Source organism: Azospirillum brasilense (genome assembly GCF_007827815.1).
Lineage (GTDB): Bacteria > Pseudomonadota > Alphaproteobacteria > Azospirillales > Azospirillaceae > Azospirillum > Azospirillum brasilense_C.
The window spans coordinates 161886-184807 of record NZ_VITH01000006.1 but is presented as its reverse complement, the minus strand read 5'-3'; the positions used below and the strand labels follow the sequence as shown (position 1 = coordinate 184807).

The following is a 22922-nucleotide window of genomic DNA, read 5'->3' as shown; positions in this document are numbered from 1 at the left end:
TTTATCCATCAACCGGATCGTTATGTGTCATTGATATTTGGCGTAGACCCAGAGCACGCGGGCGTTCTCGTCCCCCTCCGAGACCCAGAGATGGGGGGTGCTGGCGTCGTAATACATGGAATCGCCGGCATCCAGCCGCAGCGGCTCGTAGATCTGGCTGTGCACGATCAGGGTGCCGGAGACGACGTGGAGGAACAGCTCTGCGTCGTACTTGGCCCATTCCGGGTAGGCGTCGATTGAGCGGGCGACGACGGTGGTCATGATCGGGGTCATGACCTTGTTCGTCAGGTCCGGGCAGAGCCAGGCGTTGTTGCAGGTGCCGGTCGGGAAGGGACGGCCTTCGCCCGCCCGCGTCACCGAGCGGCGGCCGGCGACGCGCAGCGCCGGGGTCGCCCCGCCGATGATCGCCGCGGCGTCCATCTCGAAGCCGGCGGCGATCTTCAGAAGGGTGGTGACCGTCGGCGACAGCTCGTTCCGCTCGATCTTGGACAGGGTGGACAACCCCACCCCGGTGCGGTCGGCCGCCTGCTGGAGCGTCAGCCCCAGGCGCTTGCGCAGATTCTTCAGCCGGACGCCGAGGTCCAGCTCGCCGTCCGTCCCGTTCTGGGAAGACGCCGCGGTGGCCGCGTCGGGCCGCTCGATCACATCCATGGTGTCGTCCGCCGCCTGTCGTGTCGCGATTCGTCGTACATGCTTGGTCGTCAGGGCGGGCCGCTTCATTGAGGGTCCTCGAACACCAGAACCTTTCCAGGATTCATCATATGGTCAGGGTCCAGCAACGCTTTGATCTGCGTCATCAGCCGGTAGCGCGCCGGATCGATGGAGCGGGACAGCCGTTTGCGGTTGCTGAGGCCGATCCCGTGCTCCGCGCTGATCGAACCATCGCAGGCGAGCGTCGCGCTGTCGACGATCTCGTTGATCCGCTCCGCCGTCGCCTCGAAATCGTCGCGGGACGGGAAGGCGTCGTGGTCGAAATGGATCACCGCGTGCAGGTTGCCGTCGCCGACATGGCCGACGAACAGCAGCCGCGCCTGCGGGAAGGCTGTGCGCACGCCGCGCTCCGTCTCCGCCGCGAAGTCGCCCAGCCGGTCGAGCGGCACCACCGTGTCGTAGGAGACACTGATTCCGGCGACCTTGTTCGCCTCCGACACCGAATGGCGCAGGCGCCACAGCGCCTCGCGCTGCGCGCCGCTCCTGGGGATCACGGCGTCGGCGACGAGACCGCGCTCCAGGGCGTCGGCAAGGCAACCCTCAAGAATTGAGGAGAGATCCATGGCGGCGAAGCTGTCCTCCGCCTCGATCAGCACGTACCAGGGGTGCGGCTCCGCGAAGGGCAGGGTGCAGCCGGGAATGTGGTCGAGGACGAGCTGCATCTGCGAGTGCGACATCACCTCGTAGGCGCTGACCCGGTCACCGAGGCGGGCGCGGACGGAGGCCAGAAGCTCCAGCGCCTGGGCGAGATGGCCGGCGCCGGCCATGGCGGTGGCGCTCGTCTGCGGCTGCGGGAACAGCTTCAGCACCGCCGCCGTGATGATCCCCAGCGTGCCCTCCGCCCCGATGAACAGCTGGCGCACGGCGTAGCCGCTGTTGTCCTTGCGCAGGCGCTTCAGGTCGTTCATCACCGAGCCGTCGGGAAGCACCACCTCCAGCCCCAGCACCATGTCGCGCATCGGGCCGTAGCGCAGAACGGCCGTGCCGCCGGCGTTGGTCGCGATGTTGCCACCGATCTGGCAGCTCCCCTCCGCCCCCAGGCTGAGCGGGAAGAGGCGCCCGGCCTCCTGCGCGCGGGCCTGCAGATCGGCCAGGATGCAGCCGGCCTCCACCGTCATGGTGTTGTCCAGCGGGCTGACCTGACGGACCCGGTTCAGACGGTCGAGCCGAAGCACCACCGTGTCGTCGGAGAAGGGCGTGGCGCCGCCGCACATCCCGGTGTTGCCGCCCTGCGGGACGATCCTGCCGCCATGCTCGCGCACCAGCAGGACGGTCGCCGCCACCTGCTCGGTGTCCGCCGGATAGACGGCGCACAGCGCCGTGCCCTGGTAGCGGCCCCGCCAGTCGCGGGTCAGCGGCTCCAGATCCGTGGCCTGCGCGACCACATGGCGCTCCCCGAGGAGCGTGCGCAACGACGTCAGCAGAGCCTGTGGATCACGCATCGGGCAGGTCCTTGTGGCTTTGAGTCCGGAGTGGCTTCGGGTGCGGAGAACGGCGGGAGCGGGTGCCGGGGCGGACATCGGCGAGGCGAACAATCGGCCGGCGTGATCGGACGTTGACGATATTGTTGCACAATGTCTAGCATACGAAAAAATCTTCCTGAAAAGATAATTTTCGCCGGAGCGACCCCCGATGGGCATACCCAACGAACCGCGCAAGCCGCGCGTCCTCTCCCGCCAAGCGGGGAGACGGCGGTGACGGCGCCGCTCAACATCGCCGAGGCCCGGCGGCGGGCGCGGTCCCGGCTTCCGCGTGGCCTGTTCGAGTACATCGACCGCGGCGCCGAGGATGAAACGGGCATCGCGACGAGCAAAACGGCGCTCGACAGCCTCGTCTTCAAGCCGCGCGTTCTGGTGGACGTGTCGAAACGCGACACCACCACCCGCCTGTTCGGGGTGAGCCAGCCCATGCCACTGGTGGTAGCGCCCACCGCCGTGGCCGGGCTGGTCTGGTACGACGGCGAGGTGGAACTGGCCAAGGCCGCCGCCGCGGTCGGCATTCCCTTCTGCGTCTCCACCCAGTCCATCACCTCGATCGAGCGGATCGCCGGGGAATCCGGGGCGCGGCTGTGGTTCCAGCTCTATGTCTGGCGCAGCCGCGAGCGCACCCGCGAGTTGGTGCGGCGCGCCGACCGGGCCGGGGCGGAGGCCCTCGTCCTGACCGTCGACACGGCGGTGACGCCCAACCGCGAATACAACATCCGCAACGGCTTCGGGATTCCGATCAAGCCCTCGCTGCGCGCCGGGCTGGACTGTCTCGCCCATCCGCGCTGGTTCGCCGGGGTCTTCGCCAAGTACCTGAGCAACGGCGGCGTGCCGACCTACGCCCACTATCCCGACGAGTTCCGCACCGCGCTGGGGCGGGTCGCCGTCGGGGACGAGATCAGCCTCGCCCAGGACGTGGGATGGGACGACGTGCGGAGCCTGCGGGACGCCTGGAAGGGCAAGCTGATCGTGAAGGGCGTGCTGCGCGCCGACGACGCGGAGAAGGCGGCCGAGCTGGGGGTGGACGGAATCGTCGTTTCCAACCACGGCGCGCGCAACCTGGACCACGCCATCCACCCCGTGCGCTGCCTCGCGGACATCGCCGAGCGGGTCGGCGACCGGATGACCGTCCTGGCCGACAGCGGGGTGCGGCGCGGCAGCCATGCCGCCGGCTATCTGGGGCTCGGAGCCCAGGGCGTGCTGCTCGGCCGCGCCGTCCTTTATGGGCTGGCCACCGGCGGTGCCGCGGGGGCGCAGGCGGTGCTGGAGATGGTCCGGCGCGAGCTTCTCACCACCATGGGCTTCCTCGGCGCCCCGACCGTGGCCGACATCGCGGGGACCGTGGAACGGCCACGTTGACGTGTGCTGACGTGCCATTTTTATCGTATCGTACTTTTTTGTCCATGATACGATTTGTTGTTGCAGCGAAGTGAAAAATGATGTGACATCTTGGTCATCGGATGTGAACGGGGCCGGTCTGAAGGTCCCATAAGCGACGCTTCCATCGCTCCGTTCGCTCCGGCACGGCCCAGCATGGTGATGAGACGCGTCACGCAGGGTGTGGGTTCAGGCACGGATTTCCGGCGGCGCGCCGGTCTTTGTCGATTTCATCGAACTCTTTTCGTCGCGCTTTTTTCCGATCGTCCCAATCCGGCTTCCCGCATCGCGGGGGCAAGGCCGCCCTGCGGCCGCGCCGACCCGCTGCAAACGCCACACGATTCAAACGCCACGCTTGAGAAATCCGAGGACCCCATGGCACTCACCCATTCGGAGATCGGCGGCCTGTTCAGCGCCATCGTCACGCCGTTGGCGGCCGACGGCTCCGTCGACATCGCCGGCCTGAAGCGGCTGGTGCGCCACCAGCTCGACGCCGGGGCGTCCGGCGTCGTGCCGATCGGCGGCACCGGCGAGTATCCCGCCCTGTCGCGGGACGAGCGCAAGCGCGTCGTGGCCGCCTGCGTGGAGGAGGCCGGCGGCAAGCCGGTGATCCCCGGCGTGCTGTCCACCGGCTTCCAGGACGCGGTCGAGGCCGGGCGCGACTTCGCCGCCGCCGGGGCCGCCGCGGTGATGACCGTCACCCCCTATTACGCCGCCGGCACCCAGGAGGGCATGCGCGCCTATTTCCGCGCCTACCGCGACGCGGTGGACCTGCCGGTCATGCTGTACCAGATCCCGCGCCGCACCACCGTGGCGGTCACCGCCGAGGGCGTGCAGGCGATGGCGGAGGACGGCTCCATCATCGGCATGAAGTTCTCCTCCTACGACATGCCGGAATTCATCAAGACGATGAAGTACGCCGGCGACAGGATCTCGGTGCTGAGCGGCGAGGAGCCTTTGTTCGCCACCCACGTCGCGCTGGGCGCGCGGGGCGGCGTGCTGGCCTCGGCGACCATCTACCCGAGGATCTGGCTGCGCATCTTCGAACTGGCGCGCGCCGGCAAGCTCAACGAGGCGCTGGCCGAGCAGACCCGGATCGACCCGGTGGTGAATTCCATCTTCCTGGAAACCAACCCCGGCCCGCTGAAGGCCTTCATGGCGATGGCCGGCATGCCGGTCGGCGGGGTACGGCTGCCGCTGACCGCGCCGACCACCGAGACCACCGAGAAGCTCCAGGCCGTCGCCCGGCACGCGCGCGAGATCGCGCTCGCCTGACGGCCGAGGGAAGGGGCCGGGCGCCCGACCTCCCCCGGGGAGCGCCCCAACAACGCGAAGCCGCAGCAGCGGCCGGTCAACGAACACGGAATGGCCTGAAGACACGTCCGGTCGGACAGCCCGACGGACCACAAGGGAGACGGACATGGTGAATCGCAGGGAACTGGCTGGGTTTCTGGGCGCCGGCGCGGCCGTCGGCGCTTTCGGGGCCACCATGGCGGCGGGCATCGCCCCGGCCGCGGCGCAGGACGGCGGCAGCTCCTTCGACCGCGTCCTGAAGGCCAAGAAGCTGCGCATCGGCGGCGTGGCGACCGGCGCCCCCTGGATCATGAAGGACCAGACGACCGGCCAGTGGTCGGGCCAGTTCTGGGACATCGGCTCGGCGCTCGCCGCCGACATGGACGTCGGCATCGAGGTGGTCGAGACCACCTGGGGCAACGCCATCCTCGATCTCCAGGCCAACAAGATCGACGTCATGTTCGGCATGAACCCGACGCCCAAACGCGCCCTGGCCGTCGACTTCACGGTCCCGGTCTACAACAGCGCCCTGGTCGTCATCGCCAAGCCGGGCTTCGAGCCGAAGAGCTGGGCCGACATGAACAAGCCGGAGGTGAAGATTGCGGTAGACGTCGGTTCCGCCCACGATCAGGTGGCCAGCCGCCTCTGCCCGAACGCCCAGATCATCCGCTTCAAGTCGCTGGACGAGGCGACGCTGGCCGTGCGCAGCGGCCGGGCCGACGCCCAGTCGATCTTCTGGATGGGCGGCGTGCGCGCGGTGAAGCGCGACCCGTCGCTGGGCAAGGTGGTGGTGCCGCGCCCGGTCTTCGGTTCCACCTCCAACGCGGCGGTGCGGCGCGAGCCGGACAAGACCCTGCGCGACTTCGTGAACACCTGGATCGTCTACGCCCAGGGCCTGGGCCTGATCCGCGAGGCGGTGGTGAACAGCCTCGCCAAGGTGGACATCGCCATGAGCGACATCCCGGAAGGCATCACCTTCTAAAGCGAACGTCCGTTCGCTTCCGCCGACGGACCTGGGTTCCGATGACGCACGGCGGCCGGCCCCACCGGGATTCGGCCGCCGTTCCGAAGTTTTGCAAGCAGGCCCGCCATGTACACCTTCAACTTCGAGATGCTCTGGGGATACCGCTGGCTGTTCCTGAACGGCACGCTGGTCACCATCGGCCTGACGGCCGCCGTCGTCGTGCTGGGCCTGCTGCTGGGGCTGGTCGGCGGGCTGGCCCAGCTCTCGCGCTTCGCGGTGCTGCGCTGGATCTCCTGGGCCTACATCGAGCTGTTCCGCTGCACGCCGCTGCTGGTGCAGCTCCTCTGGTTCTACTACGCGCTGCCGATGCTGACCGGCATCCAGATCGACGCGATCACCGCCTCCGTCCTCACCCTGTCGCTCTACGGCGGCTCCTTCTACGCGGAGGTGATCCGCGGCGGCGTGGTCTCCATCGAGGCGGGCCAGACGGAGGCCGGGCTGGCGCTCGGCCTGACGCCGGCCAAGGTGATGCGGCGCATCGTGCTGCCCCAGGCGGTCAAGCGCATGATCCCGCCGCTGATGAACCAGTCGATCATCCAGTTCAAGAACACCTCGCTGGTCTCGGTGGTGGCGGTGCCCGATCTTCTCTACCAGGGGCAGGTCGCCGCGACGGACACCTTCCGCCCGCTGGAGGTCTACACCATCGTCGCGCTGATCTACTTCGTCGTGCTGGTCCCCCTGACGGCCATCGTGAAGCGGGGCGAGAAGCAGCTCCAGACCGGCCATTGAGGTCCGGGTCATTGATGCTCCCCCGGCGATCCAAGGCGAGAGGCCCCGTTCCATGAGCATTCCCAAAATCGAAGTCGCCGGGCTGAGGAAACAGTTTGGCGAGCTGGTCGTCCTGCGCGACATCACCCTGAAGGTCGACCCCGGCGCCGTGGTGGCGCTGATCGGCCCCTCGGGGTCGGGCAAGTCCACGCTGCTGCGCTGCCTGAATCTGCTGGTGGTGCCCAACGGCGGCCGCATCCGCATCGGCGACGACGCCTTCGACTTCGAGACGGGCAAGGCGCTGCCGAAGCCCAAGGCGCAGGCGAAGTTCCGCTCCAACACCGGGATGGTGTTCCAGCACTTCAACCTGTTCCCGCACATGACCGTGCTGGGCAACGTGATGGAGGGGCCGGTCTCCGCCAAGAAGATGCCGAAGGCGCAGGCCGAGGCGATCGGGCGCCGGCTGCTCGCCAAGGTCGGGCTGGCCGACAAGGCCGACGCCTACCCGGACCGGCTGTCCGGCGGGCAGAAGCAGCGCGTCGCCATCGCCCGCGCGCTGGCCATGGAGCCGGAGGTGATGCTGTTCGACGAGGCGACCTCCGCCCTCGACCCCGAGCTGGTGTCGGAGGTGTTGGGGGTGATGCGCGACCTCGCCGCCGAGGGCATGACGATGATCATCGTGACCCACGAAATCGCCTTCGCCCGCGAGGTCGCCGACCGCGTGATCTTCATGCGCGACGGCGTGATCGTGGAGGAGGGGCCGGCGCGCGACGTCATCGACCGGCCGCAGCAGGAGGCCACCCGCGCCTTCCTCAGCCACTTCCACACACGCGGCTGAACCCGGGGGCTGACCCGGCGTTATTCCTGTTCGGGCAGTCGGAAGGCGGCGACGGCGTCGCGGAACCCTCCGAGGAAATCCTGCGCGAGGGTGGACAGCGACCGCTGCGCCGAATGCAGCACCGCCATTTCGAAGGTGATGGCCGGCTCGAAGGGGCGGATGGCGACGCCGCGCCCCGCATACTCCTGCGCCGTGAAGGGATCGACGATGGAGATTCCCGCCCCGGCGGCGACCATGGCGCAGGCGATCATGGTGAGCTGGGTCTCCACCCGCATGGTCCGAGCGACACCGTGCTCGGCGAACATCGCGTCGATGGAATAGCGCATCAGCGTGGCGGCGCCGAGCGCGATGAAGGCCTCGCCCGCGAAGTCCTCCGGGACCAGCCGCTTGCGCGCGGCCAGGGGATGGTTGCTCGGCACCACGGCGACCGCCCGCACCCGCGGCATCCGCTCGCACAGCACCGTCGCGTGCTCCACCGCCGACTGGCCGAAGCCCAGCTCGCACTGGCCGGCGGCCACCCAATCGAGCACCTGCGGGGAGCTGCTGCCCCACAGCGACACGTCCACCCGCGGCCGCTCCTCAAGGAAACGGGCGACGAAGCGCGGCAGGAAGCCGATGGCCATCGCCGGCATGGCCGCCACCCGCAGCGTGCCCGCCCGCCGCTCCTGGAGGTCGCGCGCCGCCTGCTCGATCCGTTCCAGCCCGACGAAGGACCGCTCCACCTCCTGGTACAGCGACATCGCCTCGCTGGTCGGCGCGATGCGCGAGCCGCGCCGCTCGAACAGTGTCAGCTTCAGCGCGTATTGCAGATCGGCGATCAGGCGGCTGACCGCCGGCTGGGAGATGTTCAGAAGCTCCGCCGCCGCGGTGATCCCGCCGGTCAGCATGACGGCGCGGAACGCCTCGATCTGGCGGGGATTCAGCATTCCGGGGCGGTCCAAGCGTGTCAGATGCGTTGCAGCATAACATTCGTTTATAGACACCGCCAACAATTCGATTTGACGATTATGCCAGCGGGACGCGACGCTCCTGGGGTGCGACAAAACGCGCAACCGCTGGGAAACGAACCGGAACCGGAACAGGAGAGGGACAGATGCGAGCGTTGGTGTACGGCCTGATGGCAACCGCCGCCCTGGGATGCGGCGCCGCGCAGGCGCAGCAGAAGACCCTGTATGTCGCCGCCTACGGCGGGTCCTTCGAACAGACGATGCGCAAGGACATCATCCCGGCCTTCGAGAGCAAGACGGGCGTGAAGGTCGAGTATGTCGCCGGCAACTCCACCGACAACCTCGCCAAGCTCCAGGCCCAGAAGGGCAACCAGCAGATCGACGTGGTGATCCTGGACGACGGTCCGATGTACCAGGCGGTGGCGCTGGGCTTCTGCGCCGACATCGCCAAGGCGCCGGTCTACGACGACCTCTACGATCTGGCGAAGATCCCCTCGGGCAAGGCGGTCAGCGTCGGCGCGGTCGGCACCGGCATCGTCTACAACAAGAAGGTCTTCGACGAGAACGGCTGGGCCGCCCCCGCCTCCTGGAAGGACATCGAGGACGCCAAGTTCCGCAAGAAGCTGGTCGTCCCGCCGATCAACAACAGCTACGGCCTGCACGCGCTGGTGATGATGGCGCGGCTCGACGGCGGTGGCGAGAAGAACATCGATCCCGGCTTCAAGGCCTTCAAGGACAAGGTGAACCCGAACGTGCTCGCCTACGAGCCGTCGCCGGGCAAGATGACCGAGCTGTTCCAGAGCGGACAGGCCACCATCGCCGTCTGGGGCTCGGGCCGCGCCAAGGCGCTGGCCGACACCGGCTTCCCGGCCGCCTTTGTCTACCCCAAGGAGGGCGGCGTCGTGCTGGCCTCGGCCGCCTGCGCCATCACCGGCAGCAAGCAGGCGGCGGAGGCCCAGCAGTTCATCCAGCACATGCTGTCGCCGGAGGTGCAGACCGTGATGGCAACCGGCGCCGGCTTCGGCCCGGTCAACAAGACGGTCACCCTGACCGCCGAGCAGCAGGTGGGCATCCCCTACGGCCCCGAGCAGATGGGCAAGCTGCTGGTGGTCGACTGGGACACCATCAACGCCAACCGCGAGGCCTGGAACAAGCGCTGGACCCGCGAGATCGAGCGCTGACCGCCGCGTCCGGCCCGCACCCGCGGCGGGCCGGAATTTTCCAGGCTCCTTGGTGGGAGACGATGCCATGCCTTACCTTGTCCTCGACCGGCTGACCAAGCGGTTCGGCCCCTGGGTCGCCGTCGACAATATGTCCCTGACGGTGGAGAAGGGGGAGCTGGTCTCGCTGCTCGGCCCGTCGGGCTGCGGCAAGACCACGACGCTCCAGATGATCGCCGGCTTCCTCGATCCCAGCGCCGGGCGCGTCACGCTGGACGGCGCCGACCTGCTGGCGAAGAAGCCCAACGAGCGCGGGCTCGGCATCGTCTTCCAGAGCTACGCCCTGTTTCCTCACATGACGGCGGCGGAGAACGTCGCCTTCGGGCTGGAGATGCGCGGCATCCCGCGCGCCGACCGCGACCGGATGGTGCGCGACGCGCTCCAGCTCGTCGGGCTGGGGGCCTTCGGCGACCGCTACCCGCGGCGCATGTCCGGCGGCCAGCAGCAGCGCGTGGCGCTGGCTCGCGCCATGGTCATCAAGCCGAGCCTGCTGCTGCTCGACGAGCCGCTGTCCAACCTCGACGCCAAGATGCGCGAGGAGATGCAGATCGAGCTTCGGCGCATCCAGCGCAGCGTCGGCACCACCATGATCCTCGTCACCCACGATCAGGCGGAGGCCATGGCCCTGTCCGACCGGGTGGTCATCATGAACAAGGGCCGGGTCGAGCAGGTCGCCGCCCCGCAGGACGCCTACGACAACCCGGCCAGCGCCTTCGTCGCCAACTTCCTCGGCCGCACCAACCTGCTCCAGGGCGTGGTGCGCCGCGACGGCGCCGGGCGGCGCATCGACGTGGCCGGCACGGCGTGGCCGGTCGCGGCGGAACTGCCGGACGGCCCCGGCCTGCTGACCGTGCGGCCGGAGAAGGTCCGCTTCGTGGACGGCGGCGGCGTGCCGGGGCTCGTCCGGGCGCGGGTCTTCCAGGGAACCCAATGGCTGTTCGAAATCCGCACGGAAGCCGGCGACCTGACGGTGATCCGCCAGCACGACGGCCAGACCCTGCCGGCCGAGAACGAGCCGGTCATGCTCGGCTGGCGGGCGGAGGACATGCGCGTGATGGCGGGTGAGGCATGACCGCCGTGGACGCTCACAAATCATTGATCGATTCTCCAGACGCAGCGGCCGATTCCGCACCGCCGCCGCGGCCGGAGCGCCGCCCGCTGGCGCCCTATCTGCTCAGCCTGCCGGCGCTGGCGCTGTTCGCGGTGCTGCTTCTGGTGCCGCTGGTCATGACCGGGCTCCTGTCGCTGAACAGCTTCGGATTCTACACGGGCATCCAGGACGTTTGGCAGCTCGGCAACTACATCGACATCGTCACCGACGACTATTTCCACGAAATCTTCCTGCGCACCTTCCGCATCGCCGTGGTGGTGACCCTGCTCTGCGCCGTGCTCGGCGCGCCGGAGGCCTACATCCTGCGCCGCATGCGGTCGCCCTGGCGCGGCCTGTGCCTGCTGATCGTCCTGGGGCCGCTGCTGATCTCGGTGGTGTCGCGCACGCTCGGCTGGGCGCTGCTGTTCGGCTCCACCGGCATCATCAACACGGCGCTGATGGCGGTCGGGCTGATCGCGACGCCGATCGAGTTCATGTACACCGAAACCGGCGTCATCATCGCCCTGACCCACGTGCTGGTGCCCTTCATGGTGCTGTCGGTCTGGGCGTCGCTGCAGCGCCTCGACCCGCAGGTGGAGAACGCCGCGCTGTCGCTGGGGGCCAAGCCCTTCACCGTGCTGCGCCGGGTGGTGCTGCCGCAGGTGGTGCCGGGCATCCTGTCGGGCTCGATCATCGTCTTCGCGCTGGCCGCCAGCGCCTTCGCCACCCCGGCGATCATCGGCGGGCGGCGGCTGAAGGTGGCGGCGACGCTGGCCTACGACGAGTTCCTGAACACGCTGAACTGGCCGCTGGGCGCCGCCATCGCGATCCTCCTGCTGCTCGCCAACATCGTCATCATCGTCGGCTGCAACCGGCTGGTCGAACGTCGCTACAAGCAGGTGTTCGAATGAACCGCAACGGCCCCGTCGCCCTGGTCTTCCACACGCTGTTCCTGGCCTTCCTGCTGGCGCCGATCCTGGTCGTCTGCGTGGTCGCCTTCACCTCGCAGGGCTATCTGTCGCTGCCGACCGAGGGGCTGTCGCTGCGCTGGTTCAAGGCCATCGGCGACAATCCGGAATTCGCGCGGGCCTTCCGCGACAGCCTGCTGCTGGGGGCGGTCAGCTCCACCATCGCGGTGGCCTTCTCGGTCCCGGCGGCGCTGGCCATCGCCCGCCACCAGTTCCGCGGGCGCGAGGCGATCACGGCGCTGTTCCTGTCGCCGCTGATGGTGCCGCACATCGTGTTGGGCATCGCCTTCCTGCGCTTCTTCACGCAGATCGGGCTGGGCGGGACCTTCGCCGGGCTGGTGCTGAGCCATGTGGTCATCATCCTGCCCTTCGCGCTGCGGCTGATCCTGGCGGCCTCCACCGGCATGGACCGCTCCATCGAGAACGCCGCGGCCTCGCTCGGCGCCACCTCCTGGACGACCTTCCGGCGGGTGACGTTGCCGCTGATCCTGCCGGGCGTGGCGAGCGGCTGGGTGCTGGCCTTCATCAACAGCTTCGACGAGGTGACGATGACCGTCTTCATCGCCTCGCCCGAGACGACGACACTGCCGGTGCGTCTCTTCCTCTACATCCAGGACAACATCGACCCCCTGGTCGCCGCGGTGTCCGCCTCGCTGATCTTCATGACGGTGGCGGCGATGCTGGTGCTCGACCGGCTCTACGGGCTTGAGCGGCTGCTGGTCGGCCGCGGACAGGAGTGAGCGTCACCATGACCGAGTTAACGAGGTCCGACTGCGACGTCGCCGTGATCGGCGGCGGGCTGGTCGGGTCGGCCATCGCCTGGGGTCTCGCCCAGCAGGGGCAGACGGTCGCCGTCCTCGACGAGGGGGACGTGGCCGTCCGCCCGTCGCGCGGCAACTTCGCCCTGGTCTGGGTGCAGGGCAAGGGGCTGGGGCTGCCGGAATACGCCGGCTGGACCAAGATGTCCTCCGACACGTGGACCGGTTTCGCCGAGCGGCTTCAGGAGCAGACCGGGATCGACGTGTGCTACCGCCGGCCGGGCGGCTTCCTGCCCCTGCTGTCGGAGGAGGAGATGGAGCGGCGCGCCGGCCAGCTCCGCCGCCTGCACAACCAGCCGAACGTCGTCCGCTACGACTACGAGATGATGGACCGCGCCGCCGTGGCGAAGGAGATGCCCTTCATCGGCAAGGACGTGGTCGGGGCGAGCTACTGCCCGCTCGACGGCCATTGCAACTCGCTGAAGCTGCTGCGCGCCCTGCACACGGGGATGAGCCTCTCCGGGGTCTCCTACATGCCGCACCACCGGGTGGAGCGGATCGAGCCGCGCAACGGCGGATTCCGCATGGTCACCGCCTCGGGCGACGAGGTCCGGGCGGGCAAGGTGGTCATCGCCGCCGGGCACGACGCCCGCCGTCTGGCCCCGATGGTCGGGCTGGACGCCCCGGTGCGGCCGGAGCGCGGGCACATCATCGTGACGGAGAAGACCGCCCCCTTCCTGAAGTTTCCGGTCGGCTTCATCCGCCAGACCGACGAGGGCGGCGTGATGATCGGCGACAGCTTCGAGGACGTCGGACTCGACACCACGGTGCGCAATGGCGTCACCTCGACCATCGCCGACCGCGCGCTGCGCATCTTCCCGCTGCTCGGCAAGCTGAACGTGGTGCGGACCTGGGCGGCGCTGCGCGTGCTGACCCCGGACGGCTTCCCGATCTACGAGCAGTCCACCACCATGCCCGGCGCCTTCGTCGCCACCTGCCACAGCGGCGTGACGCTCGCCGCCAACCACGCGCTGGCGCTGGCGCCGCACATCGCCGCCGGCACCCTGCCCGACGAATTCTCGGCCTTCAGCGCCCGGAGGTTCCATGTTCCAGCGGTTGCCTGACGCGGGCGGAGAGCGCGTCTCCTTCACCATCGACGGCCGCCCGGCCGAGGCGCTGTCCGTCGACAGCGTCGCCGCCGCCCTGATCGCCAACGGGGTCGGCGCCTGCCGGACCACCCCGGTGTCCGGTGCGCCGCGCGGTCCCTACTGCATGATGGGCGTGTGCTTCGACTGTCTGGTGACCATCGACGGCACCGGCAACCAGCAGGGCTGCCAGATCCGCGTCCGCCCCGGCATGCGGGTGGAGACCCAGAACGGCAAGCGGGAGATCGACCGGTGACCGACCTGAAGCCTCGTTACGATCTGGCGGTGATCGGCGCCGGCCCGGCCGGCCTCGCCGCCGCCACGCTGGCCGCCAAGCGCGGCCTGTCCACCGTCCTGCTCGACGAGCAGGCGGCCCCCGGCGGCCAGATCTACCGCGCCATCACCCGCTCGCCGGTGAAGAATCCCAGCGTGCTCGGGACCGACTACTGGCACGGCGCCGATCTGGTCGGGCCGTTCCGCGACAGCGGCGCCGATTACCTGCCCGGTGCGGCGGTGTGGAGCGTCTCGCGCACGCTCGACATCGGCCTGTCGCGCGACGGTGCGGCGCGAATCCTGCCGGCGCGGCACGTCATCCTGGCGACCGGCGCGCTGGAGCGGCCCTTCGCGGTTCCCGGCTGGACGCTGCCCGGCGTGATGGGGGCGGGGGCGGCGCAGATCCTGCTGAAGACCTCCGGCCTCATCGCCTCGGGCAACGTGGTCATGGCCGGCAGCGGACCGCTGCTCTGGCTGCTCGCCTGGCAGTATCTGCGGGCCGGGGCGCGCATCGACGCGATCCTCGACACCACGCCGCGGGAGAACTGGCGGCGGGCCATGCCGCTCCTGCCGGCCTTCGCCCGCTCCGGCTATGTCGGCAAGGGGCTGAAGCTGCTGCTGGAGGTCCGCCGCAAGGTCAAGGTGATCGGCAACGTCTCCGCCTTGCGCGCCGAAGGCGACGGGCGCGTGCAGACGGTCGTTTATCGCCAGGGCGACGGTGCCGAGCAGCGCCTTCCGGCCGACACGCTCCTGCTGCATCACGGGGTGATCCCCAACATCAACCTCGCCAACGCCATCGGCTGCGCCCAGTCCTGGGACGAGGCGCAGCGCTGCTGGGTGCCGGACGTCGACGGCTGGGGCGCCACGTCGGTGGAGGGAGTCGCCATCGCCGGCGACGGGGCCGGCATCGGCGGCGCGCTGGCGGCGGAGCACCGCGGCCGGCTGACGGCGCTGGACGCCCTGCACCGGCTGGGCGCGATCGACCGCGCCACCCGCGACCGCGACGCCGCCCCGCACCGCGAGGCGCTGGACCGGGCGCTGCGCGGCCGCGACTTCCTCGACGCGCTCTACCGGCCGGGCCGGGAGTTCCGCGTCCCCGCCGACGAGACCATCGTCTGCCGCTGCGAGGAGGTGACGGCGGGGCAGGTGCGCGACGCCGTGAAGCTGGGCGTCAGCGGGCCGAACCAGACCAAGTCCTTCCTGCGCTGCGGCATGGGGCCGTGCCAGGGGCGGCTGTGCGGCCCGACCGTGGTCGAGGTCATCGCCGACGCCCGCGGCGTCTCCCCGGCGGAGGTCGGCTATTACCGGCTGCGCCCGCCGGTGAAGCCGATCACGCTGGCCGAACTCGCCTCGCTGCCCAAGGCCGAGGACGAGGTGGCCGCCGTGATGCACCACTGACCGGGCAGGGGGACGCCATGGCGGAGCCGGACGTCATCATCGTCGGGGGCGGCCTGCACGGCTGCTCCACCGCGCTGCACCTCGCCCTGCGCGGGGTGCGGGCGCTGGTGCTGGAGAAGGACCACATCGGCCGCCACGCCTCCGGCGTGAACGCCGGCGGGGTGCGCCAGCTCGGCCGCCGCGCCGCGGAGGTGCCGCTGTCCGTCGCCTCGATGGCGCTGTGGCACGGCATCCGCGACCTCGTGGACGACGACTGCGGCTTCGAAAGCCACGGCCAGCTCAAGGTCGCGGAGACCGAGGCGGAGCTTGAGTCCTGCCGGGAGCGGGCGGCCCAGCTCACGGCACTCGGCTTCACGCACGAGGAGGTGGTGGATCAGGCGGAGCTGCGCCGCCTCGTCCCGTCCATCGCGGAGCATTGCCTCGGCGCCCTGGTGTCGCGACGCGACGGGGCGGCCATCCCCTACCGCACGACCTTCGCCTTCAAGCGCAAGGCGGAGAGCCTGGGTGCGCGCTTCCACGAGGGGGCGGCGGTGGCGCGGGTCGCCCGCTCGGGCCGCAATTGGCGGGTGGAGACGGCGGACGGCGTGGCGCACGAGGCGCCGGTGCTGGTCAACTGCGCCGGGGCCTGGGCCGACCGCTTGGCCGCCCAGCTCGGCGAGCCGGTGCCGCTGGAGGTCATCGCGCCCATGCTGATGATCACCGCCCGCGTGCCCCCCTTCCTGAAGCCGGTGGTCGGGGCGACGGGCCGCACCCTGTCCTTCAAGCAGTTTCCCAACGGGACCGTGCTGATCGGCGGCGGGCTGTTGGGCCGGGCCTACCGCGACGAGAACCGGACGGACCTGGACTTCGCCAAGGTCACCACCAACGCCCGCACGGTCTGGGACCTGTTCCCGATCATGCGCAGCGCCACCATCGTCCGCGCCTGGGCGGGGATCGAGGCGCGGATGCCCGACGACATCCCGGTGATCGGCCCCAGCGGCACGGAGGAGGGGGTGTTCCACGCCTTCGGCTTCTCCGCCCACGGCTTCCAGCTCGGCCCCATCGTCGGGCGGATCACCGCCGACCTGATCACCCGCGGGGCGAGCGACCTGCCCGTCGACGCCTTCCGCATCCAGCGATTCCGCCACACGGCGGCCGCCGCGTGACCGCTCCGGCGGAGCGGCCTTTTCAGGAGACCCACGTTTTGACGATTCAGCGTTTCGATTGCGGCCCGCGGATGAGCGAGATGGTCGTTCACAACGGTACCGTCTATCTGTGCGGCCAGATTGCCGATTTCGAGGCCATGGGCGGCGTCACCCACGACGTGACGGCGCAGACCCGCGACGTGCTGCGCCAGATCGACGTTCTGCTGGAGCGCGCCGGCACCGACAAGAGCCGGCTGCTCACCGCCACCGTCTATCTCGCCGACATGGCCGGCTTCGCGGCGATGAACGCGGCGTGGGACGCCTGGGTGGACCGCGCCAACGCCCCGGCCCGCGCGACCGTCGAGGCCAAGCTCGCCGACCCCGACCTGCTGGTCGAGATCCAGGTGATCGCCGCTCTCTGACCGGCCCTTACCGACCCACCAAACCGGAGTTTTTCATGAAACGTCTGGCCCTTGGGCTGGCGATGAGCCTGTGCGCCCTCGTGGCGGCCGTCCCTACGGCCTCGCGCGCCGACGGTCCGCCCCTGCGCATCGCGACGGAGGGCGCCTACCCGCCCTTCAACATGACCGCCCCCGACGGCACGCTCGGCGGGCTGGAGGTGGAGCTGGCCAACGCGCTGTGCGAGCGCATGAAGCGGCGCTGCACCCTGGTCGCCCAGGATTGGGACGGCATCATCCCCGGGCTGCTGTCGCGCCGCTACGACGCGATCATGGCGACCATGAACATCACGCCGGAGCGCGCGAAGGCCATCGCCTTCTCCGTCCCCTACATGGTCGTGCCGGCCTATTTCGTGGCGGCCACCGGCGGCGGCATCGATGGAACCGAGGCCACCCTGTCCGGCAAGTCGGTCGGCGCCCAGACCTCGACCACCCATTACCGCTACGTCGAGAAGCACTTCGGCAAGACCGTCTCGCTGAAGAACTACGACACCGCGTCGAATCTGCTGGCCGACCTGAAGAGCGGGCGCATCGACGCCGCCATCACCACCGGCGCCACCGCGTCCGACTGGGTGAAGGGCGACGCCTCGAAGGCGCTCCAACTCGTCGGCAAGCCGCTGGTCGACGCCGAGGTGTTCGGCCCCGGCGTGGGCGTCGGCCTGCGCAAGGAGGACGCGGACCTCAAGGCCGCCTTCGACGCCGCGATCGCGTCGGTCGTCCAGGACGGCACGCTGGCCCGCATCGCCGCCAAGTACGTCGACTTCACCGTCACCCCCTGAAAACCAAGCCCTGACCAACAACCGTACCGATACCAACCAAAACCGGGAGAGTTCTCGTGATCAAGCGCGTTGAGAAGACCAAGATCATGCACCGCGTCGTCGTCAGCAACGGCATCGCCTTCCTCGGCGGCATCATCGCCGACGACGTCAGCGTCGGCATGCGGGAGCAGACCGCCCAGATCTGCCGGAAGCTCGACGCCGTGCTCGCCATGGCCGGCACGGACAAGACCAAGCTGCTGTCCGCCCAGCTCTTCATCACCGACATGAAGGCCAAGGACGGCATGAACGCCGCGTGGCTGGAGTGGCTGAACGGCGACGATCTGCCGGCCCGCGCCACCATCGGGGTGGCCGACCTGGGCGACCCGTCGATCCTGATCGAGGTCGTGGTGACGGCCGCCGTCTAACCACACCCTGAAACGAACGGGGGCGCCCGGCACCGTCATGGTGCGGCGGGCGCCCCCGGTCAACGAGCCCGACCCTGATCGGCGGCCGGCCTCACGCCATGTCCTCACGCCATGTGGCGGAGGACTTCGTTGCTGCCGCGCCAGATCATGTCGAGCGCAACGTAGGAGATGATGGCGAGGCCGACCCAGCCGATCCAGCGATGCTTGTGCAGCACATGCGCGATCATGTTGGCGGCAGCCCCCATCAGGACGACCGACAGGACCAGACCGATCACCAGGATGGTCGGGTGCTCCTTGGCCGCACCGGCCACCGCCAGAACGTTGTCGAGCGACATCGACACGTCGGCCACCACGATCTGCCAGATGGCAGCACCAAAGGTGGTCGCTCCGGCCGCCGCGACGGCGGCGTTGCCCGCCACACCGGCGGTGACGGTGCCCGAGGAGGGGTCGGGCGCGTCCATCGCCTCGTCGGGGGCGATCTCGTCGGCGCCGTGGCTGCGCAGTTCGCGGAACATCTTCCAGCACACCCACAGCAGCAGGACGCCGCCCGCCAGGGTCAGGCCGATGATGGCGAGGAGCTGGGTGGTGATGAGGGCGAAGAACACGCGCAGCCCCATGGCGGCGGCGATTCCCCAGAAGATGACCTTACGGCGCTGGGCCAGCGGCACCGCCGCCGCGGCCATGCCGACCACGATGGCGTTGTCGCCGGCCAGAACAAGGTCGATGGCAACGACTTGGAGCAGCGCGGCGAGCGCTTCGGCTGTGAACAGATCGGTCATGCGGTGCCTTCCTCTAGCATAGTGCAAGAGAGCAGCACCCACGGGCGGGACCAGGCACACGGCAGAAACGCTGCCGGCAGGGGCGGGCGGGCGGGGGCCACTCTGAATGTCTCCAGTCCGACATCACAGTTCAGGGAACTGTCAGAGGGGCCCGGCCTGGTAAGCCGGTCTTTATACCAACACGCCGGATTCCACCACTTCGGTTTCGCCGGGGCGGCCATGCGATCCTGTGCGGGGTGGGGCGGCACGCCCTTGGACGTGGGCGTGCCGCTCGGCCCGGTCAGAGAGGCAGGCTGCCGACCGGCGTGCCGTCCGCCGCCTCGATGGACAGGGAGGTCCAGCGCGGCGCCCGCCCGCCGCTGCGGCTCACCGACAGCGCGGCCGCGTCCGTGCCGGTGAGGGTCAGCAGGCAGACGGACTCGTCGCGGCATACGCTTTCCCCGTCGTCGTCGAACAGGGTCAGCGGGGCGTAGCCCTCCGGTCCGGGGAAGCAGCGGACGGTCAGCGGACCCTCGGCCCAGGACGGGGCGGGGCCGAGCGGCAGCAGCGTGCCGGCCCGGACGAAGGCCGGGGACACGCCCAGCGGCGCCGCCACGGTGACTCGCCCGCCGCCGTCGTAACGCTTGCCGTCGCGCAGATCGTACCAGCCGCCGGGCACCGCCGGCAGCCAGACCTCCAGCTCCGTCCGGCCGGGGTCGAGGACCGGGGCGACCAACAGCCGGTCGCCGACCATGGTGCTGTCCTCCTCCCCGTAGGCCCCGGGCTGGTCGGGGAAGTCGTAGAACAGTGGCCGCATCACCGGCTCGTAGTCGCGGTGCGCCCGCCACAGCAGCGTGTAGAGCAGCGGCACCAGCCGCTCCCGCCAGTCCAGCGCGGCCTTCACCTGGGGCAGCAGCTCCGGGTAGGTCCAGGGCTCGGTGACGCTGCCGTCGTCGTTCCAGGAATGGATGGTGAAGCGCGGCCACCAGACCGCCTGCTCGATCCAGCGCATGAGCAGCTCCGGCTCCGGCCGGGGACCGGCAAAGCCGCCGACGTCGTGGCCGTAGTCGAACAGGCCCGACAGGCTGAAGCCGTGCCCCATCCGCAGGTTCCAGCGCAGCGTCTTCCAGCTCGTCCGGTTGTCGCCCGACCAAGTCTGCACATAGCGTTGGAGGCCCGGCCCGCCGGAGCGCGAGATCAGGTAGGGGCGCTTGTCCGGCGCGTGGGCCACCTGGGCCAGATGCGAGGCGCGGATCATCAGGTGCGTCTGCACCGGGCGCAGCGTCGCCATCGTGCCGCCATGGCCGTTGACGTCGCAGACCGCCGCGTCGTCCCAGATCTCGAACTCGTTGTTGTCGTTCCAGGTCGAGCCGATGCCGCGCTCCAGCAACTCCTTCGTGACGTTCGCCATCCACCAGCGCGTGGTCGCCGGGTTGGTGAAGTCGAGGTAGGCGCCGTCGCCGCCCCAGAACTGGGTGGTCTGCGGGCGGTCCGGGGCGTCGCTGTCGCGCACGAAGCCGCCGAAGCCCTGGACCTCGGCGAATTTCGGGTGGTCGTCAAGCAGCGCCGGCTTGATGTTGGCGACGAGATGGACGCCGGCCTCGGCGAACTTGGCGGTGACCGCCTCCGGCTCGGGGAACTTGTCGCGGTTCCAGTGGAAGACGTAGCGCTTGTCGCCGATCATCGTGTAGCCGGACGACATCTGGAACGACCCGCAGGGCAGATCGTGCTCCTTCAGCGCGTCGAGGAATCCGAGCAGCCGCACCCCGGCGTCCGGCGCGTCGGTGTACTGCATGGTCGAGCCGGAGTAGCTGATCGCCCAGCGCGGCCGGAAGGAGGTGCGGCCGGTCAGGGCGGTGAAGTTCGCCACGACCTGCGCAACGCTCGGCCCGAACAGGACGTAGCCGTCGAGATCGCCGTCCGAGGCCTCGAACCGGATGAAGTCGCCGTGGTAGGCGTCGATGGTCTGGCCGAGGTCGAAGTGGCCGCGCGACAGGTTGTCGTAGAAGACGCCGACCGCCGCCCCGCCGCGCTCCGGCCGCACGCTGAGGCAGAAAGGAATGTGCTTGTAGAGCGGGTCGCTGGTCTCCGCGTCGTAGCCGAGCGCGTCGGTCGTCCCCATGGCGAGGCGCCGGCCGCGCTTGTCGGTGCCGCCGCTCTTGTCGCCGAAGCCGTGGTAGCGCTCCCCGGCGTGGCTGACCAGATGGTGGGCGAAGCGGGGGGAGCGGTCGTCGAACAGGTAGGGCTGGGTCGGCCGGTCGGCCAGGACGAGGCGCCAGCCGTCGCCCTCCGCCGCCGGCTCGTACCAGCGCAGCGCCAGGGGGGCGCGCTGGACGACGACGCGCCAGCCGGGGGTGGTGATCGTGACGCTGTCGGCGCTTTCCTCAATCGCCGCCGGGGTGCCGGGGAAGCCGGTCAGGTCGCGGCGGTCCCGCCCGTCGATGGGGTCGGCCAGCGCGGGGTCGGTCTGGCCCGACAGCTCGGGCGCCAGCGACCAGGTGCGCGGGGCGCGCAGCCCGTTCGGCCGCTCGATGAGGACGCGCGCCAGCGCGGGCCCCAGCGGGAACAGGGTCAGGCGGTAGCCGCGGTCGAGGTCGAAGGCGATCCCCTGGGGGCCGGCTTGCGCCCCGTCGCGGGACGGGGCGGGCGCAACGAGGGAGGCGCCGGTCAGCGTGCGCATGGCGCGTGAACTCCTGACGTCATGAGACCTGAAATTGGAAGGCCGGTTCCTGAGGGCAGGGCGCGGCTTACTTGATGAGGCCGAACAGGCTGGGCAGCCAGAGCGACAGGCCGGGCACGTAGGTGACCACCAGCAGCGCCGCGGTGCTCCAGGCGAAGAGCGGGATCAGCGGCCGGATCACCTGCTCGATCGACACGCGCGCCACGGCGCAGCCGATGAACAGGGCGCTGCCGGTCGGCGGCGAGACGATGCCGAGCGACAGGTTGAACACCAGGATCACCCCGAAATGCACCGGGTCCACCCCCAGCTCCACCAGCACCGGCAGGAAGATCGGCGTGAAGATCAGGATGCCCGGCGTGATGTCCAGGAAGGTGCCCATCAGCAGCAGAACGATGTTGACCAGCAGCAGGGCGATGATCCAGTTGCCGGACACCGACTGCACCCAGTCGCCGATGATCTGCGGGATCTCGGCCAGCGACATCACATAGGCCATCGCCATGGAGGTGCCGACCATCAGCGCCACCACCGCCGTCGCCACGATGGTGTCGATCAGGATCTGCATGATGTCGTCCAGCGACAGCTCCCGGTAGGCGAGCGCCAGGGCGAGCGCGTAGACGACGGCGATGGCCGATCCCTCGGTCGCGGTGAAGATGCCGCCGACGATGCCGCCGATCACCACCACGATCAGCCCGAGGCTGGGCAGGGCGGACAGCATGGCGCGCGAGGACTGGGACAGGGTCGGGGAGGGCAGGCGGGCGTAGCCGCGCTTCTTCGCCATGATCCAGGCTGGGATCATCACCGACAGGCCGAGCAGGATGCCCGGCAGGTAGCCGGCCACGAACAGCGCCGCGATGGAGGTGCCGCCCGACACCAGCGAATAGACGATGAAGGCGCCCGACGGCGGGATCAGCAGCCCGGTGATGCAGGAGGAGATGTTGACCGCCGCGGTGTAGCTGCGGTCGTAGCCGGCTTTGTCCATCGACGGCTGCATGGTGCCGCCGATGGCCGAGGCGGCGGCCACCGCCGACCCCGACACGCAGCCGAACATCATGTTGGCGAGGATGGTGATCTGCGCCAGCGGTCCGGGCATCCAGCCGACGAAGACCTTGGCGCAGTCGATCAGGCGGCGGGCGATGCCGCCGCGGTTCATGATCGAGCCGGCCATGAAGAAGAAGGGGATCGCCAGCAGCGCGAAGCTGTCCAGGCCGGTGGCGATGCGCTGCGCCGTCACCGAGATCGCCGGCAGCGGCGGCATGATGGTCAGCAGCGCCGTGATCGAGGCGAGTCCGGTGGCGTAGGAGATGGGCACGCCGAAGGCCAGAAAGGCGACGAAGGCGGCGCTGAGGACGAGGGCGGGGGAGAAGTCCATGGCTGCGTTTCCGCGACGGAAGGGGTGGGCGTCATACCGACGGCACCTGAAGGCGCCGCCGGCATGACCCTCTCGATCAATGCCAAGGCATTGATCTGCCGGGTTTCACGGCTGGA

At 69.6% G+C, this 22922-nt stretch carries 22 protein-coding genes; 16 read left to right on the top strand and 6 right to left on the bottom strand.

Going from position 1 to position 22922, the window contains the following annotated elements:
- Positions 1-27: 27 nt before the first annotated feature.
- Entirely contained in the window at positions 28-720 is a 693-nt protein-coding gene (locus FBZ83_RS13995) for a helix-turn-helix domain-containing protein (protein ID WP_145683812.1), read from the bottom strand.
- Complete coding sequence (locus FBZ83_RS13990; protein WP_145683810.1) at positions 717-2153, bottom strand: FAD-binding oxidoreductase; 1437 nt, start codon at positions 2151-2153, stop codon at positions 717-719. The genes FBZ83_RS13995 and FBZ83_RS13990 overlap by 4 nt, the downstream gene beginning before the upstream one ends.
- Before the next feature lie 252 nt (positions 2154-2405).
- On the opposite strand from FBZ83_RS13990, the gene FBZ83_RS13985 reads away from it, so the two are divergent.
- From FBZ83_RS13985 to FBZ83_RS13965, 5 genes are all read left to right on the top strand, one after another.
- Positions 2406-3554 carry an alpha-hydroxy acid oxidase gene (locus FBZ83_RS13985; RefSeq protein ID WP_211101661.1) on the top strand — a complete coding sequence of 383 codons (1149 nt, stop codon included), beginning with the start codon at positions 2406-2408 and terminating at the stop codon, positions 3552-3554.
- A gap of 393 nt (positions 3555-3947) precedes the next feature.
- Positions 3948-4847, top strand: a complete 900-nt coding sequence (dapA, locus tag FBZ83_RS13980; protein ID WP_145683808.1) for a 4-hydroxy-tetrahydrodipicolinate synthase — start codon at positions 3948-3950, stop codon at positions 4845-4847.
- Positions 4848-4992: 145 nt separating this feature from the next.
- Positions 4993-5847, top strand: a complete 855-nt coding sequence (locus tag FBZ83_RS13975; RefSeq protein ID WP_145683806.1) for a transporter substrate-binding domain-containing protein — start codon at positions 4993-4995, stop codon at positions 5845-5847.
- A 108-nt stretch (positions 5848-5955) separates the two neighbouring features.
- Positions 5956-6618, top strand: a complete 663-nt coding sequence (locus FBZ83_RS13970) for an amino acid ABC transporter permease (RefSeq protein WP_137106964.1) — start codon at positions 5956-5958, stop codon at positions 6616-6618.
- A 52-nt stretch (positions 6619-6670) separates the two neighbouring features.
- The gene (locus FBZ83_RS13965; RefSeq protein WP_145683805.1) at positions 6671-7435 is read left to right on the top strand and encodes an amino acid ABC transporter ATP-binding protein; all 765 of its coding nucleotides are present in this window, start codon (positions 6671-6673) and stop codon (positions 7433-7435) included.
- Positions 7436-7455: 20 nt separating this feature from the next.
- On the opposite strand, the gene FBZ83_RS13960 is transcribed toward FBZ83_RS13965, so the two are convergent.
- On the bottom strand, positions 7456-8361 hold the full coding sequence (locus FBZ83_RS13960) for a LysR substrate-binding domain-containing protein (protein WP_114857196.1): 906 nt from the start codon (positions 8359-8361) through the stop codon (positions 7456-7458).
- 167 nt (positions 8362-8528) lie between these two features.
- Here FBZ83_RS13960 and FBZ83_RS13955 point away from each other — a divergent pair, with 167 nt between their 5' ends.
- From FBZ83_RS13955 to FBZ83_RS13905, 11 genes are all read left to right on the top strand, one after another.
- The gene (locus FBZ83_RS13955; RefSeq protein ID WP_145683803.1) at positions 8529-9563 is read left to right on the top strand and encodes an ABC transporter substrate-binding protein; all 1035 of its coding nucleotides are present in this window, start codon (positions 8529-8531) and stop codon (positions 9561-9563) included.
- A 67-nt stretch (positions 9564-9630) separates the two neighbouring features.
- Positions 9631-10674, top strand: coding sequence for an ABC transporter ATP-binding protein (locus FBZ83_RS13950; protein ID WP_145683801.1), 1044 nt, complete (start codon positions 9631-9633; stop codon positions 10672-10674).
- The gene (locus tag FBZ83_RS13945; protein ID WP_145683799.1) at positions 10671-11603 is read left to right on the top strand and encodes an ABC transporter permease; all 933 of its coding nucleotides are present in this window, start codon (positions 10671-10673) and stop codon (positions 11601-11603) included. Before FBZ83_RS13950 ends, FBZ83_RS13945 begins: the two co-directional genes overlap by 4 nt.
- Positions 11600-12400, top strand: a complete 801-nt coding sequence (locus FBZ83_RS13940) for an ABC transporter permease (RefSeq protein WP_040137502.1) — start codon at positions 11600-11602, stop codon at positions 12398-12400. The genes FBZ83_RS13945 and FBZ83_RS13940 overlap by 4 nt, the downstream gene beginning before the upstream one ends.
- Before the next feature lie 8 nt (positions 12401-12408).
- Positions 12409-13542: an NAD(P)/FAD-dependent oxidoreductase gene (locus FBZ83_RS13935; RefSeq protein WP_145683797.1), complete on the top strand. Its 1134-nt coding sequence runs from the start codon at positions 12409-12411 to the stop codon at positions 13540-13542.
- On the top strand, positions 13523-13819 hold the full coding sequence (locus FBZ83_RS13930) for a (2Fe-2S)-binding protein (RefSeq protein ID WP_145683795.1): 297 nt from the start codon (positions 13523-13525) through the stop codon (positions 13817-13819). The genes FBZ83_RS13935 and FBZ83_RS13930 overlap by 20 nt, the downstream gene beginning before the upstream one ends.
- Entirely contained in the window at positions 13816-15234 is a 1419-nt protein-coding gene (locus FBZ83_RS13925; protein ID WP_247888298.1) for an NAD(P)/FAD-dependent oxidoreductase, read from the top strand. Before FBZ83_RS13930 ends, FBZ83_RS13925 begins: the two co-directional genes overlap by 4 nt.
- 17 nt (positions 15235-15251) lie before the next feature.
- Positions 15252-16379, top strand: coding sequence for an NAD(P)/FAD-dependent oxidoreductase (locus tag FBZ83_RS13920; RefSeq protein ID WP_145683793.1), 1128 nt, complete (start codon positions 15252-15254; stop codon positions 16377-16379).
- Positions 16380-16417: 38 nt separating this feature from the next.
- Entirely contained in the window at positions 16418-16780 is a 363-nt protein-coding gene (locus FBZ83_RS13915) for a RidA family protein (protein ID WP_035680295.1), read from the top strand.
- A 35-nt stretch (positions 16781-16815) separates the two neighbouring features.
- The gene (locus FBZ83_RS13910; protein ID WP_145683791.1) at positions 16816-17595 is read left to right on the top strand and encodes a transporter substrate-binding domain-containing protein; all 780 of its coding nucleotides are present in this window, start codon (positions 16816-16818) and stop codon (positions 17593-17595) included.
- Positions 17596-17651: 56 nt separating this feature from the next.
- The gene (locus FBZ83_RS13905; RefSeq protein ID WP_145683789.1) at positions 17652-17999 is read left to right on the top strand and encodes a RidA family protein; all 348 of its coding nucleotides are present in this window, start codon (positions 17652-17654) and stop codon (positions 17997-17999) included.
- Positions 18000-18103: 104 nt separating this feature from the next.
- Here the strand turns inward: FBZ83_RS13905 and FBZ83_RS13900 are convergent, their stop codons facing one another.
- From FBZ83_RS13900 to FBZ83_RS13890, 3 genes are all read right to left on the bottom strand, one after another.
- Positions 18104-18778 (bottom strand): TerC family protein, encoded by a 675-nt coding sequence (locus FBZ83_RS13900; protein ID WP_145683787.1) that lies wholly within the window; start codon positions 18776-18778, stop codon positions 18104-18106.
- A 280-nt stretch (positions 18779-19058) separates the two neighbouring features.
- A complete protein-coding gene (locus FBZ83_RS13895; protein WP_145683785.1) occupies positions 19059-21437 on the bottom strand; it encodes a TIM-barrel domain-containing protein in 2379 nt (792 codons plus the stop codon).
- Positions 21438-21504: 67 nt separating this feature from the next.
- The gene (locus FBZ83_RS13890) at positions 21505-22806 is read right to left on the bottom strand and encodes a TRAP transporter large permease (protein ID WP_145683783.1); all 1302 of its coding nucleotides are present in this window, start codon (positions 22804-22806) and stop codon (positions 21505-21507) included.
- Between the last annotated feature and the right edge of the window lie 116 nt (positions 22807-22922).

Bases quoted from the DNA above. Each gene is read 5' to 3' on its own strand.
- FBZ83_RS13995 (WP_145683812.1), bottom strand. From the start codon at position 720: ATGAAGCGGCCCGCCCTGACGACCAAGCATGTACGACGAATCGCGACA.
- FBZ83_RS13990 (WP_145683810.1), bottom strand. From the start codon at position 2,153: ATGCGTGATCCACAGGCTCTGCTGACGTCGTTGCGCACGCTCCTCGGG.
- dapA (WP_145683808.1), top strand. From the start codon at position 3,948: ATGGCACTCACCCATTCGGAGATCGGCGGCCTGTTCAGCGCCATCGTC.
- FBZ83_RS13975 (WP_145683806.1), top strand. From the start codon at position 4,993: ATGGTGAATCGCAGGGAACTGGCTGGGTTTCTGGGCGCCGGCGCGGCC.
- FBZ83_RS13970 (WP_137106964.1), top strand. From the start codon at position 5,956: ATGTACACCTTCAACTTCGAGATGCTCTGGGGATACCGCTGGCTGTTC.
- FBZ83_RS13965 (WP_145683805.1), top strand. From the start codon at position 6,671: ATGAGCATTCCCAAAATCGAAGTCGCCGGGCTGAGGAAACAGTTTGGC.
- FBZ83_RS13960 (WP_114857196.1), bottom strand. From the start codon at position 8,361: ATGCTGAATCCCCGCCAGATCGAGGCGTTCCGCGCCGTCATGCTGACC.
- FBZ83_RS13955 (WP_145683803.1), top strand. From the start codon at position 8,529: ATGCGAGCGTTGGTGTACGGCCTGATGGCAACCGCCGCCCTGGGATGC.
- FBZ83_RS13950 (WP_145683801.1), top strand. From the start codon at position 9,631: ATGCCTTACCTTGTCCTCGACCGGCTGACCAAGCGGTTCGGCCCCTGG.
- FBZ83_RS13945 (WP_145683799.1), top strand. From the start codon at position 10,671: ATGACCGCCGTGGACGCTCACAAATCATTGATCGATTCTCCAGACGCA.
- FBZ83_RS13940 (WP_040137502.1), top strand. From the start codon at position 11,600: ATGAACCGCAACGGCCCCGTCGCCCTGGTCTTCCACACGCTGTTCCTG.
- FBZ83_RS13935 (WP_145683797.1), top strand. From the start codon at position 12,409: ATGACCGAGTTAACGAGGTCCGACTGCGACGTCGCCGTGATCGGCGGC.
- FBZ83_RS13930 (WP_145683795.1), top strand. From the start codon at position 13,523: ATGTTCCAGCGGTTGCCTGACGCGGGCGGAGAGCGCGTCTCCTTCACC.
- FBZ83_RS13920 (WP_145683793.1), top strand. From the start codon at position 15,252: ATGGCGGAGCCGGACGTCATCATCGTCGGGGGCGGCCTGCACGGCTGC.
- FBZ83_RS13910 (WP_145683791.1), top strand. From the start codon at position 16,816: ATGAAACGTCTGGCCCTTGGGCTGGCGATGAGCCTGTGCGCCCTCGTG.
- FBZ83_RS13900 (WP_145683787.1), bottom strand. From the start codon at position 18,778: ATGACCGATCTGTTCACAGCCGAAGCGCTCGCCGCGCTGCTCCAAGTC.
- FBZ83_RS13895 (WP_145683785.1), bottom strand. From the start codon at position 21,437: ATGCGCACGCTGACCGGCGCCTCCCTCGTTGCGCCCGCCCCGTCCCGC.
- FBZ83_RS13890 (WP_145683783.1), bottom strand. From the start codon at position 22,806: ATGGACTTCTCCCCCGCCCTCGTCCTCAGCGCCGCCTTCGTCGCCTTT.